General features: G+C 41.3%; 23 protein-coding genes and 1 pseudogene. 18 read left to right on the forward strand and 6 right to left on the reverse strand.

What is annotated here, in order from left to right:
* The 5 genes and pseudogenes from FTT73_RS01545 to FTT73_RS01565 all read left to right on the forward strand — a co-directional run.
* Positions 1 to 176, forward strand: a pseudogene (locus FTT73_RS01545) (IS982 family transposase); the annotation flags it as partial.
* A 240-nt stretch (positions 177 to 416) separates the two neighbouring features.
* On the forward strand, positions 417 to 770 hold the full coding sequence (locus FTT73_RS01550; protein ID WP_100355344.1) for a hypothetical protein: 354 nt from the start codon (positions 417 to 419) through the stop codon (positions 768 to 770).
* Positions 771 to 917: 147 nt separating this feature from the next.
* Positions 918 to 1,799, forward strand: a complete 882-nt coding sequence (locus FTT73_RS01555; protein ID WP_180190910.1) for an IS982 family transposase — start codon at positions 918 to 920, stop codon at positions 1,797 to 1,799.
* Positions 1,800 to 2,074: 275 nt separating this feature from the next.
* Positions 2,075 to 3,046 (forward strand): aliphatic sulfonate ABC transporter substrate-binding protein, encoded by a 972-nt coding sequence (locus FTT73_RS01560; RefSeq protein WP_180190911.1) that lies wholly within the window; start codon positions 2,075 to 2,077, stop codon positions 3,044 to 3,046.
* Entirely contained in the window at positions 3,046 to 3,873 is an 828-nt protein-coding gene (locus FTT73_RS01565) for an ABC transporter permease (RefSeq protein ID WP_159516002.1), read from the forward strand. The genes FTT73_RS01560 and FTT73_RS01565 overlap by 1 nt, the downstream gene beginning before the upstream one ends.
* A 62-nt stretch (positions 3,874 to 3,935) precedes the next feature.
* Here the strand turns inward: FTT73_RS01565 and prmC are convergent, their stop codons facing one another.
* Positions 3,936 to 4,754 (reverse strand): peptide chain release factor N(5)-glutamine methyltransferase, encoded by an 819-nt coding sequence (gene prmC, locus FTT73_RS01570; RefSeq protein WP_005097223.1) that lies wholly within the window; start codon positions 4,752 to 4,754, stop codon positions 3,936 to 3,938.
* Positions 4,754 to 5,842, reverse strand: coding sequence for a peptide chain release factor 1 (gene prfA / locus FTT73_RS01575; RefSeq protein ID WP_005097224.1), 1,089 nt, complete (start codon positions 5,840 to 5,842; stop codon positions 4,754 to 4,756). The genes prmC and prfA overlap by 1 nt, the downstream gene beginning before the upstream one ends.
* 346 nt (positions 5,843 to 6,188) lie before the next feature.
* Between prfA and FTT73_RS01580 the strand changes: the two genes are divergently transcribed.
* The 4 genes from FTT73_RS01580 to FTT73_RS01595 all read left to right on the forward strand — a co-directional run bounded on the left by FTT73_RS01580 (position 6,189) and on the right by FTT73_RS01595 (position 9,327).
* The gene (locus tag FTT73_RS01580) at positions 6,189 to 6,620 is read left to right on the forward strand and encodes a glycine zipper 2TM domain-containing protein (protein ID WP_005097225.1); all 432 of its coding nucleotides are present in this window, start codon (positions 6,189 to 6,191) and stop codon (positions 6,618 to 6,620) included.
* A gap of 233 nt (positions 6,621 to 6,853) precedes the next feature.
* Positions 6,854 to 7,306: a hypothetical protein gene (locus FTT73_RS01585; protein ID WP_005097226.1), complete on the forward strand. Its 453-nt coding sequence runs from the start codon at positions 6,854 to 6,856 to the stop codon at positions 7,304 to 7,306.
* Positions 7,307 to 7,461: 155 nt separating this feature from the next.
* Entirely contained in the window at positions 7,462 to 8,466 is a 1,005-nt protein-coding gene (locus FTT73_RS01590) for an LLM class flavin-dependent oxidoreductase (RefSeq protein ID WP_005097228.1), read from the forward strand.
* A gap of 297 nt (positions 8,467 to 8,763) precedes the next feature.
* Positions 8,764 to 9,327: a hypothetical protein gene (locus FTT73_RS01595; RefSeq protein WP_005097230.1), complete on the forward strand. Its 564-nt coding sequence runs from the start codon at positions 8,764 to 8,766 to the stop codon at positions 9,325 to 9,327.
* 233 nt (positions 9,328 to 9,560) lie between these two features.
* Here the strand turns inward: FTT73_RS01595 and FTT73_RS01600 are convergent, their stop codons facing one another.
* Complete coding sequence (locus FTT73_RS01600; protein WP_005097231.1) at positions 9,561 to 10,397, reverse strand: pyruvate, water dikinase regulatory protein; 837 nt, start codon at positions 10,395 to 10,397, stop codon at positions 9,561 to 9,563.
* 154 nt (positions 10,398 to 10,551) lie between these two features.
* On the opposite strand from FTT73_RS01600, the gene ppsA reads away from it, so the two are divergent.
* The 7 genes from ppsA (at position 10,552) to cyoE (ending at position 19,358) form a co-directional block, all read left to right on the forward strand.
* On the forward strand, positions 10,552 to 12,930 hold the full coding sequence (gene ppsA / locus FTT73_RS01605) for a phosphoenolpyruvate synthase (protein ID WP_005097232.1): 2,379 nt from the start codon (positions 10,552 to 10,554) through the stop codon (positions 12,928 to 12,930).
* Positions 12,931 to 13,330: 400 nt separating this feature from the next.
* Entirely contained in the window at positions 13,331 to 14,125 is a 795-nt protein-coding gene (locus FTT73_RS01610) for an RDD family protein (protein ID WP_180190912.1), read from the forward strand.
* A gap of 300 nt (positions 14,126 to 14,425) precedes the next feature.
* Entirely contained in the window at positions 14,426 to 15,529 is a 1,104-nt protein-coding gene (gene cyoA, locus FTT73_RS01615; protein WP_005097235.1) for a ubiquinol oxidase subunit II, read from the forward strand.
* Between the two features lie 3 nt (positions 15,530 to 15,532).
* The gene (gene cyoB, locus FTT73_RS01620; protein ID WP_180190913.1) at positions 15,533 to 17,521 is read left to right on the forward strand and encodes a cytochrome o ubiquinol oxidase subunit I; all 1,989 of its coding nucleotides are present in this window, start codon (positions 15,533 to 15,535) and stop codon (positions 17,519 to 17,521) included.
* Between the two features lie 4 nt (positions 17,522 to 17,525).
* Positions 17,526 to 18,143, forward strand: a complete 618-nt coding sequence (gene cyoC / locus FTT73_RS01625; RefSeq protein WP_005097238.1) for a cytochrome o ubiquinol oxidase subunit III — start codon at positions 17,526 to 17,528, stop codon at positions 18,141 to 18,143.
* Positions 18,143 to 18,469: a cytochrome o ubiquinol oxidase subunit IV gene (locus FTT73_RS01630; protein ID WP_005097239.1), complete on the forward strand. Its 327-nt coding sequence runs from the start codon at positions 18,143 to 18,145 to the stop codon at positions 18,467 to 18,469. The genes cyoC and FTT73_RS01630 overlap by 1 nt, the downstream gene beginning before the upstream one ends.
* A gap of 10 nt (positions 18,470 to 18,479) precedes the next feature.
* Positions 18,480 to 19,358 carry a heme o synthase gene (gene cyoE / locus FTT73_RS01635; RefSeq protein WP_005097240.1) on the forward strand — a complete coding sequence of 293 codons (879 nt, stop codon included), beginning with the start codon at positions 18,480 to 18,482 and terminating at the stop codon, positions 19,356 to 19,358.
* Positions 19,359 to 19,398: 40 nt separating this feature from the next.
* Here cyoE and FTT73_RS01640 read toward each other — a convergent pair whose 3' ends face one another.
* Genes FTT73_RS01640 through FTT73_RS01650 form a run of 3 tightly spaced genes read right to left on the reverse strand, consistent with a single transcriptional unit; the run spans position 19,399 to position 22,314 of the window.
* Positions 19,399 to 20,214, reverse strand: a complete 816-nt coding sequence (locus tag FTT73_RS01640; protein WP_179999410.1) for a hypothetical protein — start codon at positions 20,212 to 20,214, stop codon at positions 19,399 to 19,401.
* Complete coding sequence (locus tag FTT73_RS01645) at positions 20,201 to 20,914, reverse strand: OmpA family protein (RefSeq protein ID WP_218944650.1); 714 nt, start codon at positions 20,912 to 20,914, stop codon at positions 20,201 to 20,203. Before FTT73_RS01645 ends, FTT73_RS01640 begins: the two co-directional genes overlap by 14 nt.
* An 11-nt stretch (positions 20,915 to 20,925) precedes the next feature.
* Positions 20,926 to 22,314 carry a hypothetical protein gene (locus FTT73_RS01650; RefSeq protein WP_180040161.1) on the reverse strand — a complete coding sequence of 463 codons (1,389 nt, stop codon included), beginning with the start codon at positions 22,312 to 22,314 and terminating at the stop codon, positions 20,926 to 20,928.
* Between the two features lie 253 nt (positions 22,315 to 22,567).
* Here FTT73_RS01650 and rpsF point away from each other — a divergent pair, with 253 nt between their 5' ends.
* The gene (gene rpsF, locus FTT73_RS01655; RefSeq protein ID WP_004278789.1) at positions 22,568 to 22,954 is read left to right on the forward strand and encodes a 30S ribosomal protein S6; all 387 of its coding nucleotides are present in this window, start codon (positions 22,568 to 22,570) and stop codon (positions 22,952 to 22,954) included.
* A 12-nt stretch (positions 22,955 to 22,966) separates the two neighbouring features.
* Positions 22,967 to 23,194, forward strand: coding sequence for a 30S ribosomal protein S18 (rpsR, locus tag FTT73_RS01660; RefSeq protein ID WP_005097242.1), 228 nt, complete (start codon positions 22,967 to 22,969; stop codon positions 23,192 to 23,194).
* Positions 23,195 to 23,202 lie beyond the last annotated feature (8 nt).

The raw sequence follows: 23,202 nt of genomic DNA on the forward strand, positions 1-23,202 counted from the left end.
AGACCGTCATTGGCCAGTTGGTAGATCGCTTTAATATCCAAAAAGTAAGAGCAAAAGATTTATGGCATTTATCACATCGCTTTATCAGAAAGATTCTGTCACACACCGTCTGCGTTGTTTTGAATAAAAAGCTTGGCCATTCGCCAATTCAACTCGAAAAACTCATTTTAAGTTGAGATTGGCATATAATTTATATAAACTAATACTTAAAAAATATTAATAAAATTTTATTGAAACTTAAGTTCATATTTTTACTGTGATTATAAATTTCAAGCCCTGCAGCATATATTAGCAGGACTACACAGTCATCCAGAAAGCTTTGCAATTCGACTGAGAATAGATTATTTTTCACTCAATTTATAGCACTTTGCTATTGGCTGTACTCCCAAATTTTCTCCTAAGTTGAAGGTATTTTCATGTTAAAGATGACTGATGTTCTTGAACAGAATCTTGTTCAAAACTTCGCCAATGCTTTAGTTCATTCAGCTGATCAAATCTCTGAACAGCTTAATCAAGCTATTTTAAGTGCCTCTGACTCAGCGCTTAAAGATGTTGTGGTTCAGTTCTTTAACCGTGTTGATGCAACTGAAACTGCCGCAGCCTTAGAAATTCCGGCAGATCGCATTGTCGCCCTGCAACAAGGTATTGCGCTCAAAGATGAACAATACTTGGCAGATACCGTGAAAGTTGTAGCGCTTTGTCTGGCAATGGAAACCGGTGGCTTAGATCAAGTCGAAGTCTATGACTGCCTGCAAGACTATCCGGTCTAAATTGAACCAACCCCAAAAAAGCGATGCAGATGTATCGCTTTTTTTATACTTATTCATTTATCTTACGCGAATTTCAACTTTCTAGACTATTGAAATAAAAAGGACATAACACAATTTAGATTTCGACCAAGAAAACTACCTCGTGTTATGTCCATTTACGAATTTATCATTTCTGTGTATTTATTCATAGATTCTTGCTATTCACTTATCGTCACAAAGCCATTAAGAACGAGAGGATTTCCTCCAGCTTTAACCGATATTGAAATAATGACTATACAAATTGTAGGTGAATTTTTAGGATTGGATTCTGATAAAAATATCTGGAAATATTTTAAACACAATTACTTGGACTGGTTTCCAAAATTAGGTTCTTATCCTAATTTCTGTAAACACTATGCAAATTTATGGCAAGTCAATCAGCAAATTATGACCAAGATTAGAAAAACTTTTATGCACGATAATATTCATTTTATTGATGGTTTTCCTATTCCTGTTTGTCGCTATGCTCGAGCAAAAAAATATAGAAATTTTAAAACCGATGCTGGCTTCAGTTATTGTGCAGCTAAACAAGAAAAATATTATGGTTTTAAAGGACATATTGTGATTAATTTCCCAGGAATGATTACAGATTATACTTTTGCTCCAGCAAACTGCGATGAACGAGATGTTGCACCTGAAATTACACAGAATATTCATGGTTTGCTTGGTGCTGATAAAGGGTATTTAAGACCTGAACTAAAAAAATATTATGATTTACAGTCTGTTGACTTACAAACACCATTTAGAAAAAATATGGTTGATCATCGACCGAAAGAAGCTATGAGAATACTAATGAATGCCCGAAGGAAAATTGAAACAGTTATAGGACAACTAACAGCGCAGTTTAATATACAAAAAGTCAGGGCTAGAGATCTATGGCATTTATCTCATCGTATCACTCGAAAAATTCTTTCACATACAATTTCAGTCGTTTTAAATTCTCAATTAGGTAGTCCTCCTTTACAGTTGGAAAACTTAATTAAAAGTTGAGAGTGGCGTTTATCTTGATGCAATTTATTTTCTATATTTATTGCCTTGTTTTACATAAAATTCAGCTTATTCGGTTTGATGCTAGATTTTAAAGAATTTCATATAAGTTTTCCTTAGTTAGTAACCCTACTAATTTTTTTATAATTTCAAACACTTAAATAAGATTTTTTAAATATTTTATTTTTTGATTTTCTTATCTGTTTTTCTCTTTTGCATCTTCACTCAACACCCGCTATTTATGTCGAAAAATTCATTATGATGACTTTGAGATAAGCATGAAAAAAATATTGATCTCCACAAGATTGGTGGTACTGACAGTTTCTTCTTCCCTGATCAGTGGTATAACGTTCGCAGCCATTCCGGCAGAGCTAAAACTGGATTATGCTTATTATGCTCCGACCAGTCTGGTGCTAAAAGAGCAAAAACTTTTAGAAAAAGCACTTCCGAAAACACAAATCAAATGGGTATTTAGCCAAGGCAGTAATCGTTCTCTAGAGTATTTAAACAGTGGCAGTGTCGATTTTGCTTCGACTGCAGGTTTGGCTGCCGTCCTCAGTCGTGCCAATGGCAGCCCGATTAAAACTGTATATGTACAAAGCCAACCAGAGTGGACTGCACTGGTCGTTGCAAAAGACTCGCCGATAAAATCCCTGAAAGACCTAAAAGGTAAAAAAATTGCAGCAACCAAAGGTACCGATCCATTCCTGTTCACTTTGCAAGCTCTGGATACTGTCGGCCTCAGTAAAGGTGATGTTCAACTGGTACATTTACAGCATCCGGATGGTAAAACCGCACTAGAACGTAAACAGATCGATGCCTGGGCTGGCTTAGATCCACTAATGGCCTCTGCACAAGTACAGTCAGGTGCCAAACTGCTATATCGCAATGTGGGCTTTAATTCTTATAGCGTTTTAAGTGTAAAGGAAAACTTTGCCAAACAAAGCCCGGAAGCAATTGAAGCCGTGCTTAAAGCCTATGAACAGGCACGCCAATGGGCCAAAGCCAATCCGGACAAACTGGCTGAACTTTTGGCACGTGAAACAAAACTGCCATTAAACGTTGCCAAACTGCAGCTCAGCCGCACCAATCTTGATCAAAATATCCCTAATACCAAACATATTAAGGCCTTACAAAAAACTGGCACGATTCTGACCGAAGAAAATCTGGTGCGTAAAGGCACCAATGTCAATCAAGTGGTGTCCCAGCTGCTTGAGACAAAATATGCACAAAAGGTTGTGAGCAAATAATGGCTTTACCTAAAAGCATCTCGGAACAACTCGTGCAGCATCAAGCCCACAAGTCGATTTTTCTGTCGCGCAGTCTTTCGATGCTGAAAGGTCTGGCACTCCCTGTCATTTTAATCGTTCTATGTGAATTACTGGTTCGCAGCGGTGTTATTGAACCTTATCTGTTGCCTGCACCGAGTAGTCTGCTTCAGTCTTTGGCTGAACTGGTAGAAGGCGATTTATGGCAACATATCGGAGTCAGTACCTGGCGGGTAATTTGGGGCTTTGCGATCGGGAGTGGTCTAGGATTAATCTTTGCCATTTTCGTGGGTCTGAATAAACAGGCAGAAGAGTTTCTGGAACCCTCCTTCTCTGCAATTAAATCGATTCCAAGTTTGGCCTGGATTCCCCTGCTACTGCTTTGGTTGGGGATTGATGAAGCCTCAAAAATTACCTTAATTGCGATTGGTGCTTTCTTTCCCACCTATACCAATACTGTGGCGGCCATTCAGGGCGTCGATCGTAAACTGATTGAAGTAGCACGAGTGTATCGTCTGAAATACTGGCAGCAGATTCAGCAAATTGTTTTGCCGGCTGCGTCCCCGGGCATACTGACAGGTTTAAGGAATAGCTTAAGTCTGTCCTGGATGTTTATGATTGCTGCAGAACTGATTGCAGCAACACAAGGTATCGGCTATTTACTCAGTGATGGCCGGGAAACATCCAGACCCGATATCGTGATTATTGCGATTATTTTATTGGCAATTTTAGGAAAAATTACAGATAAGCTAATGAAAATACTGGAAACTCGATTACTACGTTGGCGTGATGTGATTAAAAGCAAATAAAGTGAAAGGCAACTAAAAAAGCGACCAAATCGGTCGCTCTTTTCATAAAGAAGGATTAAAAATTAATGCGGCCACTGACCCAAAGTCACCCGATCATTACCGCCATAATCTTTTACGGTACGGACCTTTTTATAACCGGCCTGCTTAAATAGATGCTGCACGGCATCAGCCTGATCATAACCATGCTCAAGCACCACCCAGCCATTGACGGTTAAATGCTTTTTGGCCTGAATAATAATGTCTTCCAAATCAGCCAAGCCCTTTTTATCCGCAACCAGTGCACGTTGCGGCTCGGTCGCCAGATGCTGCATATGCGCATCATCCGGATCGATATACGGCGGATTTGAAGCAATCACATCAAAGAACTGACGGCCAAATGGTTTCAACCACGAACCCAGAACGAATTCTACATTCTCAATATCATGTTGTTCTGCATTATATTTGGCTACTTCAAGCGTAGGCGCATAAATATCTGATGCAACAATCACCCATTCAGGACGCTCCGATGCAAGCGATAAGGCAATTGCACCTGTGCCTGTACCCAAATCTACCACACGGGCATCTTCAGGCAAATCTAACTTTAACACGGTTTCAACCAGCACTTCAGTATCAGGACGCGGCACCAACGTATCTTTGCTGACTTTCAGATCCAAAGTCCAGAATGGTTGTGAACCGGTGACATAAGCCAAAGGTTCACCGGCAGCAATTCGTGCCAGACCATCCTTATAAGCTTGTTCCTGCTCAGGCGTCAATTCCTGATCTTTTTTCATCAACAGATCAAATGAATCAATCTTGGTGATGTGTTCCAGCAACCAGGCATTTTCCTGACGCTCATAACTTTCAGCTTCACCGCGTAAAGCCAGCGCTTGTAAAATATTCATTATCCACCATTCTGCTGTGCAAGCATGGCCAACTGATCGGCCTGATATTCGCGATGCAGGCTGTCCAGCAATTCGGTCAAATCACCTTCCATTACCGCATCCAGCTTGTATAAAGTCAGGTTAATGCGGTGGTCGGTCATACGACCTTGAGGGTAATTATAGGTACGAATACGTTCTGAACGATCCCCTGAACCAACCAGATCACGACGCATTTCAGAGGTTGCAGCATCGGCAGCAGCCCGTTTGGCATTTTCTAAACGAGACACCAAAAGTGCCATCGCTTTGGCTTTGTTTTTGTGTTGCGAACGTTCATCCTGACACTCCACTACCGTGCCTGTCGGTAAATGGGTAATACGTACCGCAGAATCAGTTTTGTTAATATGCTGACCACCAGCACCTGAGGCACGGTAAGTATCAATCCGCAAATCCGAGGAATTGATTTCTACCGAAGTATCGACATCGACTTCCGGTAAGATCGCAACGGTACAAGCAGACGTATGTACACGACCTTGCGATTCGGTTGCTGGCACACGTTGTACACGATGCGCACCACTCTCAAACTTCAAGCGACCATATACACCGTCACCATTGATCAGGCAAATCACTTCTTTATAACCGCCGTGTTCACCTTCATTTTCTGACAGGATTTCAATACGCCAGCCTTGATTTTCTGCATATTTACTATACATGCGATACAGATCACCCGAGAAAATCGCTGCTTCATCGCCGCCGGTTCCGGCACGAATTTCCAGATAAGCAGAGTTGGCATCATTTGGATCTTTTGGAATCATCAGAATATTCAGGTCTGATTCAAGCGCTTCAATCAAAGCTTTATTTTCTTTGATTTCCTCTTGTGCCATTTCCTTAAAGTCCGGGTCCGACAACATGGCCTGAGCTGTTTCAATATCTTCTTCAGCCTGTCTGTACTTGCTCCAAACGCTGGTGATTTCTGTCAGGTCATTATGCTCACGCGACAGCTGACGAAAACGTTTATTGTCTGAAATTACTTCTATATCAGCCAATAATGCTGTCAGCTCTTCGTGGCGGTCAGAGAGTTGGTCTAATCGTAAACGTAACGATTCTTTCATTTTTTAAAAAATCTCAAAACATAGGCTGCAACTAAAAACCGATTTAGCACAGCGAAATCAAAAAATTGCGCCTAGTTTAACGATTCTGGCTTCTAATGAACATCATTATTGAGTAAGTCCACGCCGCTATCATTCTCTCTCGGCAGCATTTGTTAACAAATAAGATTAAAAATAGTGGAATTGCCTTTTTTATAATCGATCTTATGCTTATTTCTTGCAGATTTTACAATTCATCAAATAAAGCAGTAAATTATGGAGAAACATCTTCATATTATTCTGGGCATGATTTGTTACATTTTCCACATCGAAATAAATACAGTCCTGTTAATGGACACGGAGTGATGACATGAAACTCAACGCACTTTTAATGAGTACAGTTTTAGCTGCTGGTTCAATGATGGCGGTAAATGCACATGCAGACAGTACAGCACGTGTTGCAGCAGCAAGTGCCTTAGGTAGTGTTGCAGGTACAGCCCTAGGTAAAAACATGGGCGGCAATACTGGTGCTACACTTGGCGCAGCCTTAGGTGGTGCAGGCGGCGCAGCAGTGGCAAGTAGCAAAAAGAACCGTACTGAATCTGCAATCGGTGGTGCTTTGGGTGGCGGTGCAGGTTACACCGTAGGTAAAAACATGGGCGGCAGCAATGGCGGTTATATCGGTTCAGCCTTGGGTGCTGCCGGTGGTGCTGCATTAGGTAACAAGATTTCCAAAGACAAAACTGCAGAAAAAGCCAAATCACGCCACTACAAGAAAAAACGTCATTACCGTTATAACTGATCAATGCGTTAGACCTCAGACATTCGTCATTAAGAGCACCTTCGGGTGCTTTTTTTATGCTTTTCAAACACAGTCAAATTCATGTAATACATAAAATTATTCACTCAAAATCATGAATAAATTAAGGAGATAAAAATCACAATTCGTCAACACGGCCTTCATGCTGTTTGACGCTTGCTAGATTAAATTGATCTTATCAACAAATACAGCTAGATATACGAAAAGGTGTACTCATGAACTATAAATCTCTAATGATCGCTGTTGTAGCAACCTCAGCCATGGGTATGACAGCAGCCAATGCCGGTAATACCACCAATACAGCTTTAGCTTCAGCACTTGGTGGTGTGGTTGGTGCAGCCGTGGGTAATAAAATGGGTGGTACAACCGGTGCAACCATCGGTTCTGCGATTGGTGGTGGTGCTGGTGCAGCTGTTGCGGCAAACAAACGTGACCGTAATGGTGCGATTATCGGTGGTGCCCTCGGTGGTGGTGCGGGTTATGCAGTCGGCCGAAACATGGCGGGTACCAATGGCGGTTATATCGGTGCAGCACTAGGTTCTGCGGGTGGTTCAGCACTGGGTAAAAAAGTCAGTGAGGATCGCCGTTATGATGACCGCTATGACCGTCGCTACAGTTCAAAAAACTACCGCACGAATGACTATCGTTACAACAACCGTCGTCGTTAAGGCTGCACTCTCTAAGCTTCCCTCCTTAAATAAGCATCTTCGGATGCTTATTTTTTTGCCTGTTATTTTCGTTTACACTTATATCGATTTTTTTCGATATACAAATACAATGCAAAGTCGTATGCTTTTAGTCATGTCTATTTAAGAGTAATACGATGCGTACACTTAACGATACCCGGTTCTCTATCCTCGAACTGGTTCCTGTTCGTGACGATAAGACTATTCAATTCGCGCTGAACCACGCGCTGGAGCTTGCCCAGGCAGCAGAACAACTGGGTTATAGCCGAATGTGGCTGGCAGAACATCACAATATGGATGGCATTGCCAGTTCAGCCACAGCCGTTCTTTTAGGCTATTTACTGGCGAACACCAAAAGCTTAACTTTAGGCTCAGGCGGGATTATGCTCCCGAATCATGCGCCGCTGGTGGTGGCTGAGCAATTCGGAACTTTAGCGACCTTATATCCAGATCGTGTTGAACTCGGTCTGGGCCGTGCTCCTGGAACTGACCAGATGACCATGCGTGCCCTGCGCCGTGGCCGTCAGGAAACTGAAGATCAGTTCCCGCAAGATATTCTGGAAATTTTGCAATATTTTAAAGATCCAGAGCCGAATCAGCGTATTGTTGCGACTCCCGGTCAAAGCACGCATGTTCCGGTCTGGCTACTCGGATCGAGTCTGTTCAGTGCACAACTTGCAGCAAAACTTGGCCTGCCTTATTCTTTTGCTTCACATTTTGCCCCGCGTATGCTCGGTCAGGCGATTCAGCTGTATCGTGAAAACTTCGAGCCTTCCGAATACTTGGATCGACCTTATGTTTCAATGGGTGTACCGACCTGTGTGGCAGATAGCGATGAAGAAGCAGAATATCTGGCGACCAGTGCCTATCAGCGGGTTTTGTCATTGATTCGTGGTCAGACCTTAAAACTGAAAGCGCCGATAGATTCAATGGACGGTCTATGGTCACCTGCGGAAAAAATGTCAGTCGATAATTTCTTTGCCATGGCACAGGTCGGCTCCAAAGCAACTGTGAAAGCTGGGCTGGAATCACTTTTAGCCAGATATGATGTTGATGAGTTTATCTTCACTTGTGACATCTATGACACTGACAAGCGTCTGCATAACTTTGAGCTGTTGATGCAGCTTAAAAACGGGCAATAAATGAAAGCGACATCTACCTATTCTCAGCAATGGGTAGATGTTGTATAACTTTCAAATAAAATAGCAACAACCTGTTTAACGCCTTCATCCAAACTTTTTCTATTCATTCTTCTCTCTTACTTAACACCACCGCTTTTTAATCATATTTATCTCCCCTGACTTAGAAAAAAATAAGCCGCTGTATTTCTGTCAAATAGATGACTGTCTAAGTTAAATTTTCTCCTTTACCCTGCTTCTGGTTTTTGTTTATATCTAGGACAAAGAAAATCAATTATTAAATAAATTCAAGGAAGTCTAATGGCCACCAAGCAAGATCTACACGCTGGCATTTTTGAAAATCATCCCGAACATTTCCAGCTGTTTACCGGAATAAATATCGCTTCTTCCGAGCTTATGAAACTGGATTATTCAAACAAAGATATTGCAATTATTGGCACAGACCAGTTTACCGTTACCCAGCTGGATAAAATTAGCCAGCATGCCGGTTCGGTGAAAGTTTTTCAGATTAATCCTGCTTTTGTGCTGCCAGGTTCAGACCGCATTCTGCAACGCATTATTAATCATCCTTTAATTGGTAAAAATCGTCGTCTATTTAACAACCGGATTAAGAGTCTGCTTTCCCTCAGATTTCTGGAAAATCAGGTACAAAACCTGTGGCTAAGACGCCAGTTAATGCCAAATCTTGCATCTTCTCCTAACACCTATCTCAAGTCAGATCATTATTATGCCGCGCTACAGCGGGAAAATTGTCAGCTGATTACCTGGCCAATCCTAAAAATTACTGAAAACAGTATTTGCTGTATCAATGGAGATCAGCATCAGGTCGATATTATTATTCATACTTATTTAGCAGAAGAATAAGCTACGTTGGCAACTCAACATGAAAAATTGATGAAATCTAGAACTCTACACCCAGGATTAATAGTGTACTTATTCAACAAATTGATTAAATAACGCTCTTTTGTATTTTTAATTATGATACTTGATATTTTTTAAATTTATAAAAATCATATATTATTTCTATAAATAAGCACTTATTGGTATTTTTTAGCTATAAAACAGAGCCAAATCAAAGTTTGGCTCTGTTTGGCTTTTTAGCCAATTCGACGTTTTAAACCCGTCATTTGCAAGACACGTGTCGAGATTTCTTCAATCGACATTTCAGAGACATTCAGGTACTTGATTCCTTCCGAAATGTAGATTCCTTCAATGGCACGCAGCTCCATCTGGCACTGGCTAAAGCTGGCATAACGACTATTGGCCTTACGTTCAGTGCGAATCGCGACGAGACGGTCTGCATCAATCATCAGACCAAACAGCTTGTTTTTATGCGGACGCAGTACCGCTGGCAAGCGATTATCGTCCAGATCTTCTTCTGTTAGTGGATAGTTGGCCACCCGAATACCAAATTGCAAAGACAAATAAATGGAGGTAGGTGTTTTACCCGAACGCGACACCCCAATCAGAATCAGATCGGCTTTATCATAATGACGCGTACGCGCGCCATCATCATTGTCCAAGGCAAAATGTACCGCATCGATACGGGCTTTATAGGAGGCAGTATCAGTCACCGCATGGGTTTGACCGACTAAAGTTGTAGGCAACACCTGCAACTCATCCGATAACTTACTGATAAGTCCTTCAAATACATCAAGATTTACGGCATTTGCGGTATTAATAATCTCCCGCACATAAGGGTCGACTAAAGTATCAAAAACCAGTGGTTTTTCACCGTCTTGCAGAGCACGCGCATTGATCTCTGCAACCACACTGGTTGCGGCTTCTTCAGAGCTAATATAAGGGATAATATGAATGTCAAACTTTACATTTGGAAACTGCGCTAATAGTGAGTGTCCAAGCGTTTCAGCGGTAATTGCCGTGCCATCCGAGATAAAGAAAACACTACGCTGAATTTGTTTACCTTCTGACATTAAAATTCTCCTCCACCATTTGTCTTAGTGCTATATAATCTTTATAGTAAACCGATCTTACATGACTGTCGCTTAGTAAAATCAAAAACCTAGATGATTTGCTATACTCTCATGCCAAGATAGTGATTAATACTGCAAAAGTGGAGTAACAACTTTGGAAGCGCGCGTAATTGGTCTGGAAAAATTAGGGAAGCACGACGTTGAACTCGTGGGTGGGAAAAACTCATCCTTGGGCGAAATGATCAGCCACTTATCCAATGCTGGTGTATCGGTGCCAGGTGGCTTTGCAACTACAGCTGAAGCATATCGTGAATTTCTCGAGCAAAGTGGCCTAAACGCTAAAATTAATGCAGAGCTTGCAGCACTGAATGTGGATGATGTGAATGCTCTTGCTGAAACCGGTGCAAAAATCCGCCAATGGATTGTGGATACTCCACTTACCTCTGAATTAGAACAAGAAGTTCGTACAGCATTTGCAGAACTTTCTAACGGCAACCCTGATATCGCGGTTGCCGTTCGTTCATCAGCGACAGCAGAAGATTTACCAGATGCTTCTTTTGCTGGACAGCAAGAAACTTTCTTGAATATTCGCGGTATTGATAACGTGCTTATCGCGATCAAAGAAGTTTTTGCATCTTTATATAATGACCGCGCAATTTCTTATCGTGTCCATCAAAACTTCGCGCATGACGTGGTTGCCCTTTCAGCAGGGATCCAACGTATGGTTCGCTCTGAAACGGGTGCTGCAGGTGTGATGTTTACCCTGGACACTGAATCAGGCTTCCGTGATGCAGTGTTTATTACCGCGTCTTATGGTTTGGGTGAAATGGTCGTTCAAGGTGCAGTCAACCCTGACGAATTCTATATTTCTAAACCGCTGTTAAATGCAGGCCGACACGCGATTTTACGCCGCAACTTGGGTTCTAAACACCAGAAGATGATTTATGGTGAAGAAGCTTCTGCAGGTAAATCAGTGGTTGTCGTAGATGTAGAAAAAGCTGAGCGTCAACAGTTCGCTCTAAACGACCAAGAACTCCAAGAACTTGCCAAACAAGCACTGATCATTGAAAACCACTACGGTTCTCCAATGGACATCGAGTGGGCAAAAGATGGCGATGATGGAAAAATCTACATCGTTCAGGCACGCCCTGAAACAGTAAAAAGCCGTGAAAATGTCGGCACCATGGAGCGCTATCTCCTCAAACAACGTGGTACTGTGATCTGTGAAGGTCGCTCAATCGGTCAACGTATCGGTTCTGGTAAAGTCCGTATCGTGACTTCAATCAAAGAAATGGACAAAGTACAAGACGGTGACGTGCTGGTATCTGACATGACTGACCCGGATTGGGAACCAGTGATGAAACGTGCTGCTGCGATTATTACCAACCGTGGTGGTCGTACCTGTCATGCTGCAATCATTGCACGTGAACTTGGTGTTCCTGCGATTGTAGGCTGTGGTAATGCCACTGAAGTACTGGTTGACGGTCAGGAAGTGACTGTGTCTTGCGCTGAAGGTGATACGGGCTTCATCTATGAAGGTGCGCTGGATTTCGAAATCCAAACCAACTCGATCGAATCAATGCCTGCTCTTCCGTTCAAAGTCATGATGAACGTCGGTAACCCGGATCGTGCATTCGACTTCGCGCAAATTCCAAACGAAGGGATTGGTCTTGCACGTTTAGAATTCATCATCAACCGTATGATCGGTGTGCATCCTAAAGCATTGTTGAATATTGACAGCTTGCCACGTGAAACACGTGCTGCTGTGATGGCGCGTACTGCTGGTTATGCTTCTCCAATCGAGTTCTATGTAGAAAAACTGGTTGAAGGTATCTCTACTCTTGCTGCTGCATTTGCAGATAAACCAGTGATCGTGCGTATGTCTGACTTTAAGTCAAATGAATACGCAAACTTGATCGGCGGTAAGTTGTACGAGCCAGAAGAAGAGAACCCGATGCTGGGCTTCCGTGGTGCAAGCCGCTACGTGTCTGACAACTTCCGTGACTGCTTCGAGCTTGAATGCCGTGCATTGAAAAAAGTTCGTGATGAAATGGGCTTAACCAACGTACAGATCATGATTCCATTTGTGCGTACTGTGGCTGAAGCAAAACGTGTGATCGAGTTATTGGAATTGAACGGTCTTAAACGTGGTGAAAATGGTCTTAAAGTGATCATGATGTGTGAATTACCAACCAACGCATTGTTGGCCGATCAATTCCTTGAACACTTCGATGGTTTCTCTATCGGTTCAAACGACCTGACCCAGCTAACGCTTGGTCTAGACCGTGACTCTGGTATCGTATCGCACTTGTTCGACGAACGTGACCCTGCTGTAAAAGCGCTTCTTGCCCTTGCAATCCAGGCATGTCACCGTGCAGGCAAATACGTGGGTATTTGTGGTCAAGGTCCTTCAGACCATCCTGATCTTGCGAAATGGCTCATGGAACAAGGCATTGAGTCTGTATCTTTAAACCCGGATTCAGTCCTGGATACCTGGTTCTTCCTGGCTAAAGAAAAAGTGGCAACTGCATAATAGATTTTAAATAAAAAAAGACCCTTTCGCAGGGTCTTTTTTTTATGGGATGAATATTCTTTTATATTTCAAAACGCTCTTCTGAAAGTTTTAAAAATATAAGTTTTTGTATTTTGTTTCTCCACATTCAAATTGTAATGACAAACAAATGCCAACAGTAAAATCATTTTTAAAGGGCAATAATTAAAGCGAATCGGATATGTTGAATGATGCACTCAAACCACCCGATCCTTGTTACACTGTTTTTGATTTGAAGCATTTTCTTCATAAATAGGATTGAAAATACTCAATTTATCTATAATCTTAACGATAAGATGGTGTTTGTTTTCAAAATAGAATTCAATACAATCTTAATTCAACCTATTATCAGTTCAAATTTATATATTGAGATTCAGTCTATATGCAGATTTACTTGGCACGAAACAATCAACAAGCTGGTCCATATACGCTCGAGCAATTAAATCAAATGCTTGCCAATCAGCAAGTCATGCTAACTGATTTGGCATGGCATCAAGGCATGGCAGAGTGGAAAGCTTTAGGTGAGCTTACCCAGGGAAAATCGGTATATCAACCTGAGGGTTATGTCGCACCGAACGCAACACCTGACACGCCTTTCCAGAACACTCCGTCTGCAACAGCGTCTGGTACGCAACCACGCGCCCAAGCAACTACGCAAAAAAATACACTTGCCAGTATTCCCAGCCGTATTCTGGCCAAAATTGTAGACGTGTTACTCTGGTTACCAGCGACTTTTATTCTGACTGGATTCTTCACCCCTGAACAGGAAGTCCGCTTTGCAGAATTGAACCAAGAGTTCATGAATGTGATACTCAACAGTGATGCTGATCCTGCCATGGCGCAGCAACTGCAAACCCAGATGTTTGAGATGTTTTCTCAACAAGCCTGGATTGCAACTGCGGTCTATTTACTGATCATGCTGGTGATTCAAGCCTATCTTATTGCCAAATCCGGGCAAAGTATTGGCAAAAAAATGACGAAAATCAAAATTGTAGATGCTGAATCTGGTGAGAAAGTTAGCTTATTACGTGCCTTCACCATTCGCAGCGTATTCTTTATATTTCTGAATATCATCTTCATGCCCTTGAGTTTAATGATTGACTGGGCCTTCGGATTGGGCAAAAAACGTCAGACCCTGCACGACAAACTGGCAAAAACTCAAGTGGTAAAACAATAATTTTGAATCACTTAAAATGGGATGATATTCATCCCATTCTTTCTTACATAACTTTGAAATTGAAATAAAATTCCTATAAATATTCCTAAATCCCGAGCAACAAAATCGGTTTTTATTACAGGCATTTAAAGCGGCTTTAGATATAGCTTAGTTCGTCAATCTCAGGCATAATGCCCTACAACGTAGCGGTGTATTATGATTAATAGGATGTTTTGTAAAAATCAGCCTTTTTCGTCATGTGCACTTTAATCGCTATCCCATATTAAATTAGGGAATGGGACTCTTCACCGAGGTTGTAAAATGAGACAAACGATTTTAGCTGTATTGTCTTTATCTGCGATGACTGCACTCTTGACCGGGTGTGGTGGTGATATGGTACTTCTGAACTCTAAAGGTCCAGTTGCAGCAGGTCAAAGTAACCTGATGATGACTGCGATTTACTTAATGCTGTTGGTGGTTATTCCATCAATCATCATGGCATTATGGTTCGGTTGGAAATATCGTGCATCGAATAAAGACGCAGACTATAAACCTACATGGACACACTCTACTGCGATTGAAATTGTGGTATGGGGTATTCCTGTCATTATTATTGGTATTTTAGCTTGGTTAACTTGGTGGGGTTCCCACAAGTATGACCCATACCGTCCAATTGAAGCAGATAAAGCACCATTAACTGTTCAAGTTATTGCTGAACAATTTAAATGGATCTTCATCTATCCTGAGCAAAACATTGCAACAATTAACGAATTGCGTTTCCCAGAGAAAACTCCGGTAAGCCTTCGTATCACGTCTAACTTCACGATGAACTCTTTCTTCATCCCGGCGTTAAGTGGTCAGATTTATGCAATGGCAGGCATGCAAACTCACCTTAACTTCTTAGCTGATGAAACGAGTCCAGCTGAAGGTTATCGTGGTTTCTCTTCAAACTATTCAGGCTATGGCTTCTCACAAATGCGCTTCCGTGCACATTCTGTGACTGATGCTCAATTCGCTGAATGGGTTGCTGCAGTTCAATCAGGTAATGGTACTTCAGTAAATCCTGTTGCAGTTCAAAAAACTGTTTTAGACCAAGCTGAATTTGCGACCTTACGTGACGGCAACCGTTCACAAAAACAAATTGATGCAATGGTTCGTAATGCAAGAACAGATTTAGAGAAACGACTTGCTGAAACTGCACAAGCAGAAGGCCCATATAAGACTCAGCCACATCCTGTGACTTATTATTCTTCTGTCGAGTCTGGTTTGTTTGAATCTGTGATTCACAACTATATGAGTAACTACCACGGTGCTGATCATACAGCTCCTGTAGAAGCTGCAGCGACTGATGCTGTTGCTCAGGAAGCATCTGCTTCTGAAGCTCATGTAGCAGGTGAACATGCGACTGCTTCTCAAGGAGAATAAGACATGAGCTTCTTAGGTAAGTTAGGTCCAGATGCAATTCCTTACGATCCAATCGTATTGGCAACTGTTGCAATGATGATCTTGGGTGCTATCGCAGTTGTTGCTGGTATTACCTACTTCAAAAAATGGGGCTACTTGTGGAACGAATGGTTCACATCTGTAGACCATAAAAAAATTGGTATCATGTATATCTTCGTATCTGTGATCATGCTGGTGCGTGGTTTCGCCGATGCGATCATGATGCGTCTTCAGCAGTTCCTTGCAAAAGGTGGCGGCGAAGGTTATTTACACCCTGAGCATTACGACCAGATCTTTACCGCGCATGGCGTGATCATGATCTTCTTCGTGGCAATGGGTCTTGTAGTTGGTTTAATGAACATCTCTGTGCCGCTTCAAATCGGTGCACGTGACGTTGCATTCCCATTATTGAACTCACTCAGCTTCTGGTTATTTGCCGGCGCTGCGGGTCTGATGATGGTTTCACTTGCGTTAGGTGAATTCGCTGCAACAGGCTGGATGGCATACCCTCCACTGTCAGGTATCGAATATTCTCCAGGCGTAGGTATGGACTACTACATCTGGGCACTGCAAATTTCAGGTCTAGGTACGCTATTAACGGGTGTTAACTTCTTTGTTACCATCATCAAAATGCGTGCGCCTGGCATGAAACTCATGGAAATGCCAATCTTTACCTGGACATCTTTATGTACAGCGGTATTGATTATTGCTGCTTTCCCGGTGTTGACTGCAACAATTGCAATGCTAACGCTTGACCGTTACTTCGATTTCCACTTCTTTACAAATGACCTGGGTGGTAGCCCAATGTTGTATGTAAACCTGATTTGGACTTGGGGTCACCCAGAAGTGTATATCTTGGTATTACCAGCATTTGGTATTTACTCAGAAGTTGTTGCGACTTACTCGCGCAAAGCATTGTTCGGTTACAAATCCATGGTGTATGCAACAGTAGCAATCACAGTATTGTCATTCGTTGTATGGGTTCACCACTTCTTTACTATGGGTGCAGGTGCCAACGTTAACGCGTTCTTCGGTATCATGACCATGATTATTGCGATTCCTACAGGTGTGAAGATCTTCTCTTGGTTGTTCACCATGTACAAGGGTCGTATTGTTTACACTACCCCAATGCTATGGACACTTGGTTTCCTTGTGACTTTCGGTATCGGTGGTTTAACAGGTGTATTGATGGCAGTTCCACCAGCGGACTTCCTGGTACACAACTCTTTATTCCTGATTGCTCACTTCCATAACGTAATTATTGGTGGTGTAGTATTCGCGATGTTCGCAGGTATCATCTTCTACTGGCCGAAAATGTTCGGTTGGAGACTGAATGAAACTTGGGGTAAAGCAGCGTTCTGGTTCTGGTTCTTCGGTTTCTACTTTGCATTCATGCCACTTTATATCCTTGGTTTCATGGGTATGACTCGTCGTTTGAATACATTTGACAACCCAGACTGGGATCCGTATGTAAATATTGCAATGTTTGGTGCAGTTCTGATTGCACTTGGTATTGTATGTTTCGTGATGCAAATTGTGGTTGGTTTCCTACAACGTGACCAACGTCTAGATTTGACTGGCGATCCATGGGATGGTCGTACGCTTGAATGGTCGACATCTTCTCCTGCTCCGTTCTATAACTTTGCTCATCTTCCAAAGATCAATGGTATTGATACTTTCTGGGTTGAGAAAGAAAATGGTGTTGCGTATGCAAAACCAACGAAGTATGAAGATATCCATATGCCAACGAATCGTGCTGCTGGTTTCGTTATCGCGATGTTCATCACTGTAATGGGCTTCGGTTTAATCTGGCACATCTGGTGGTTAGTAGTTGTTACGTTCATTGCTTCTATCATTAGCTTCATCGTGTCTTCTTTCACCAAGAAAGTGGATTACTATGTTCCTGCTACTGAAGTTGAGCGTATTGAAAACGAACGCTATGCGATTCTTGAAAAACACTTGAAGAAGGACTAAGACAATGGCTGAAGTACTTCATCACGATAACCACGGACACGATGAGCATCATCACGATGATACTGACATCACCGTCTTTGGTTTCTGGACTTACTTGATGAGTGACCTTGTCCTGTTCGGTACACTCTTCATTGCGTTCGCTGTTTTAAGTAGCCACATTCCTGTGGGTACTCCAAGTGCGAGAGACCTGTTTGGCGACTCTTTAGGTTTCGTTCTGACTGAAACCTTCGCTCTCTTGATCTCTTCTGTAACCTTTGGTTTTGCAGTTCTTGCTGCATACAAAAAAGACGTTGCAAAAGTACTGACTTGGTTAGCGATTACTTGGGTATTCGGTGCTATCTTCATCGGCATGGAACTATATGAGTTCAATCACTTAGTTCATGCGGGTCACGGTCCAAGCACAAGTGCGTTCTTATCTGCGTTCTTTACCTTGGTAGGTACGCACGGTATTCACGTAACTTCTGGTCTAGTCTGGATGATCGTGTTAATGGTTCAAATCAAGAAATATGGTTTGACTCTTGCAAACACGCGTCGTCTAGCTTGCCTAAGCTTGTTCTGGCACTTCCTTGACATCGTTTGGATCTGTGTATTCAGCGTAGTTTACTTGATGGGAGTTCTGTAATGAGTCACGATCACAACTCAGCTGGTGCATCACACGGTAACGTTAAGCAATATACAATTGGCTTCGTACTTTCTGTCATCCTTACCGTAATTCCATTCGGTATGGTGATGGCAGGCGGTTTTGAACGCGGTATCTTGATTGCAGTAATTGCGATTACTGCGGTTGCTCAGATTCTTGTGCAGTTAATTTACTTCCTGCATATGAACTCTTCTTCAGAGCAACGCTGGAACGTGATTGCGTTCGTGTATACCATCTTAACCATCGCTATTCTTTTAGTAGGTTCTGTATGGATCATGAATTACCTACACTACAACATGATGATCTAAACTGGTCGTCATGTTGAAAAAGTATTTATTCCTGACTAAGCCAGGAATTCTCTTCGGTAACTTTGTTACCACTTTGGGTGGCTACTTCGTAGCCACTCAAGGTTCTGTAGATTTCCTTCTCCTGCTTATTACCCTTCTCGGTACTACGCTTGTCGTAGCATCAGGATGTGTGGTCAACAACGTGATTGACCAGGACATCGACCAAAAAATGCAGCGCACACAAAATCGTGCTCTGGTCATCAAAACCATCTCTGAACCTGTTGCCCTGGCTTTTGCTCTGGTCTTAGGCCTCATTGGTTTTAGCATTTTATGGTTCTGGGTAAATGCGTACGCTTTTCTTTTCGCGGTGATTGGTTTTGTTGTATATGTTGGTTTCTACAGCCTATGGACAAAACGAACCACAATTCATCAAACTGTAGTCGGCAGTATTTCTGGTGCAGCTCCGCCTGTCATTGGCTATACCGCTGTGGCCAATCAATTTGACCTGGGTGCATTACTGATCTTTTTAGGTTATGCGTTGTGGCAAATGCCTCACTCATGGGCAATTGCGGTTTACCGCTTTGATGATTACAAAAATGCAGGCATTCCCATTTTGCCTGTGGCGCGCTCGATTCATCGTACCAAGATCGAATCACTTTTGTATGTGGTGTTATTCACCCTGACCATGAATGCATTATTTGTATATGGCTATGCCAATTGGTTGTATGCAGTCATTTTAAATCTATTGTGCATTTACTGGTTGTATATCGGTGTCATTGGATTTAAAGCTGAAAATGATCAGCTTTGGGCAAAGAAATATTTTCTGTTCTCTGTCATCCTGATTACCGTGATCAGTATTGTATTTAGCTTTACTTCAACTGCGCCATCTACACAGATAGTATTTTTTTAAAAAGATAGAGAGTTCGTCTCTATCTTTTTTTATTTCAGAATCAACGTCTCATATGTTCATGCATCGGTTGCATCGCATGGCAGTCATAACACAAAGCACTCAAATTGATTAAACGGTTATCGGCTTTATTACCATTAATATGATGCGTATGTAAATTTGCATGATCGTGAGTACAATCTTTTGTACATGCTTCACAGCGCCATTGTTTCGATTTTCTGTATTTATAGGAAATATACTTCCAGTCCATTTGATATTGATTAACTACAATATCATTTTGGTCTGTATATAACACTTGAATCATCGCCTGATAAAATTGTGGCTCAAACTTGAGATAAAAATCACTTAAGTCTAATTTTTTGGATATCTGGTTTTTTTCCATCGGTGTCATCGAAGTTTTATAGCCGTTTAACTTTAATTGACTTAGACAGTATTTACAGACATCCAAATCATACTCACCACTTTTAATTTGGTTTGTATAATTTGAAATAAAGCGAATTTTACGAATTTTATCTGTGCGTGCTGAACACACATAACGCTGTATACGCCCAGCAGCCTTCATTTCTTTGAGCTTATGACAATGACAAATGTGTAATTTAGGCAGACTCTCTTCTTGCTTATTTCCCTGAAAAGCATCCTGAATATTCAGAGAAACCATCACGCCTTTATAATAAAGCAAACCCGAAGGAGAGCTTGTAATATCACCAATATCAACCTCGACACCTTCATGCAAATCATATAAATCTGCGTAGGTAATACCATTGCGAAAGGGTAAATCAGTAATATCTAAAAGCTTTGCTTTCATTTGACTTCTTAATTCATTTAAGAAGTCACTAGTTAAAAAATCAACGAGCTGCATTTGAATCACCATAGGCAACAGCACGAATTCTATCTTCAGCGGTTGTCACCACTCTAAATTCTACACGTTGTGATGCACCGTAATGCTCTCTATTAGAGCCACTCGCAGGTTGCCCATTTTTACCTAAAGGTGCAGCCGAAGAAAATCCAATTGCTCTGAATTTACGTTTTAACCACGCTTTTTCTACCGTTGTTAATAATGAACTTTGTAGTAAATAAATTAAGGTATTTTGTGCACGTGTTTGAGAAAGCTGCATGTTACGAATATAAGCCTCTTCCTCACCAACACCTTTTGCCCAGAAACTTGACGTATGCCCTTCAATACGAATTTCTTTAATATTATCAACAAAACGATCTTGCATCACCGAACGAATATAAATAGGGAAATATTCATTCAGTGCCTGCTTAAATTCAGCACTTAAATCTGCTGAACCTGCCTTAAAAAGAATTTCCTCATTATTAAAGCGCACTGTTAAGTCAGGACTTAGAGTTGCACCCCACTTGGTCAATTTACTTTGTAGCTTTTGCTCTAATTGCGAATGTAATTGTTGTTCATCCGCCTTAAAAATTCGTGGGATATCGACTGATTCTTTAACACGTATCATGTAAATGACACTAATAAGCAAAAACACCATCATCAGTGCAGTCATAATATCGCTTAAACTAATCCATTGATCAGAATTCGTTGCACGCTGACGCATAAAGGGCAACATTAAGATCTCACTCCCTGATCAATCGAGTCGATAATATTTTTTAAATTTTCTGTAATTGGCTCATAATCTTGTGCAAACTTGGTTGAAAGTGCACCTAATTGCTGAGCGAGTGTGATCAATGACTGATTCAATGTCTGCTGCAATTGAGTTTCAATCGTGCTTAAACCATCGCTTAATTGCTGCTGCGTCTGTTCAAATGATTGCTTCATTTGCTTTTGCATTTGTTCAGCTTGCTGTGCAGACGTTGTTTGTATCTGTAGCGCACGCGCATGACTAGACTCCAAATAGTCATGAATTTCAGTAAAGATCGTTTCGGTCAGTTGATTGATTTTATCCATTTGCGATTCAGTCTTGTTAAAACTCTCTGCAAACAATTGACGCGTTTGATCAACCTCTACAAGTTTTGCATCCAAAGCGCCATAGAAATGCTCAATACGGTTGTTAAACTCATAGTTGGTATGATCAATGGATTGAATGGCTTGCTCTACTTGTAAAATAATTTGCTTAAAACCATCCACATTATGCAACACAGTTGAAAAATCATTTTTCACCTGTTCAATCTGAGACAACATTCCCTCATAATTTGTGGTCTGTTGTTCTACGTGAGATGCGTATTGCTCCTGCCAATCTACTAAACGGTTTACAGATTGATTAAGTTGCTTAAAGTTTTCACCCAAACTATCTGTTAAATTTTCATTGAAACGTTGAATTGCTTGTTCCAGGGCCTTAATGAAAATATCAGTGGTCTGTTCTGCTTGCTTTTGTGCAAACGAAACAAATTCGTTTCTTAATTCTGCGATTTCACCTGCAATATAACCTTGTGTACTGCGTTGAATTTGCTCAATACCACCTAAACTACTACTGATCGATTGAAGCATTTCTTGCATATTATTTTTATTATTTTTATCTAAATTTAGGCCAAAATTTTCAATGGCTTTTACTAAATTCTGATGATGATTTTGATTATCAGTATAAATTTTTTCTAAAAATTGGCTCTGCTTTGCTAAAATTTGATGCTCTTCATAAAACTGCTGCACCTGCTTATCTGCCTGTAAATCAGTATCATTTTCTTTAAACTTAATAAGTGCATGAAATTTAATTAAAATTGAAGCAAGAATACCTGCAAATGACCCCCAAAATGCAGTTTTAATACCATTTACTAGAGTCGATAGACTTCCCGTTGGATCCTCTGTGTCAAAGCCCGCAAGCCCCAAAGCAACACCAAAGAAGGTAAAGCCAATCCCTATTGTAATCAGTAAACTTGGGTAAGCAGGATTAGCTTTTTCATGCAAGCGATCTAAACGAATAAAATAAATAAAGAAAACAACAATAACTACAATTGCAAGGAAATGAAAAATTTTGGAAAAAACATCAAGAAAATCTAACATGACAGAGGGAAAGGAAATAAAATTATGTGAATAGTATCACTATAAATAATTGTTCCCACAAAAAAACTTCAATAAACACAAAAGAATAAATATAACTTAATATTTGAATTTAGCTATTTCAAAGCTATGACTTGTATTTTAAACCTAAACCCTCTAAAATTCTTGGCTCGCAAACACTGCGACACAACCTTGGTTGTGACTCCTTGCTTCAATTTACTTAAATTGGGGCTGTCCAAACCGTAAGGAGCTGACAATGCGTCATTACGAAATCGTACTTTTAGTACACCCTGATCAAAGCGATCAAGTCGTTGGTATGGTAGAACGCTACCTAACTCACATCAAAGAAGCTGAAGGTCAAATCCACCGTCTTGAAGACTGGGGCCGTCGTCAATTGGCTTACCCAATCAACAAGATCCACAAAGCTCACTACATTCTTATGAATGTTGAGTGTGGTCAGACTACTCTTGATGAGCTTGAAGAATTGTTCCGTTATAACGATGCAATCATTCGTAGCCTTATCATCCGTCGTGAAAACGCAATCACTGAAGAGTCACTATTGGCGAAAAGTGCTGAAGAAAAACGTGCGCGTAAAGCTCAACGTGAAGAAGCACAACACGCTCAAGACTCTGCTGAAGCTTAAGGAGAACATAACATGGCACGTTTTTACCGTCGTCGCAAGTTCTGCCGCTTTACAGCTGAGAACGTTACGTACATCGACTACAAAGATATCGACACTTTAAAACAGTACATCACTGAAAACGGCAAGATTGTTCCTAGCCGTATTACAGGTACTAAAGCTCGTTACCAACGTCAATTGGCGCTAGCTATTAAACAAGCTCGCTTCTTGTCTTTGATCCCTTACACTGACAATCATAAGTGAGGTTGAGC

The sequence above is a fragment of the Acinetobacter sp. YH01006 genome, assembly GCF_013420445.1.
Classification (GTDB): Bacteria; Pseudomonadota; Gammaproteobacteria; order Pseudomonadales; family Moraxellaceae; genus Acinetobacter; species Acinetobacter pseudolwoffii.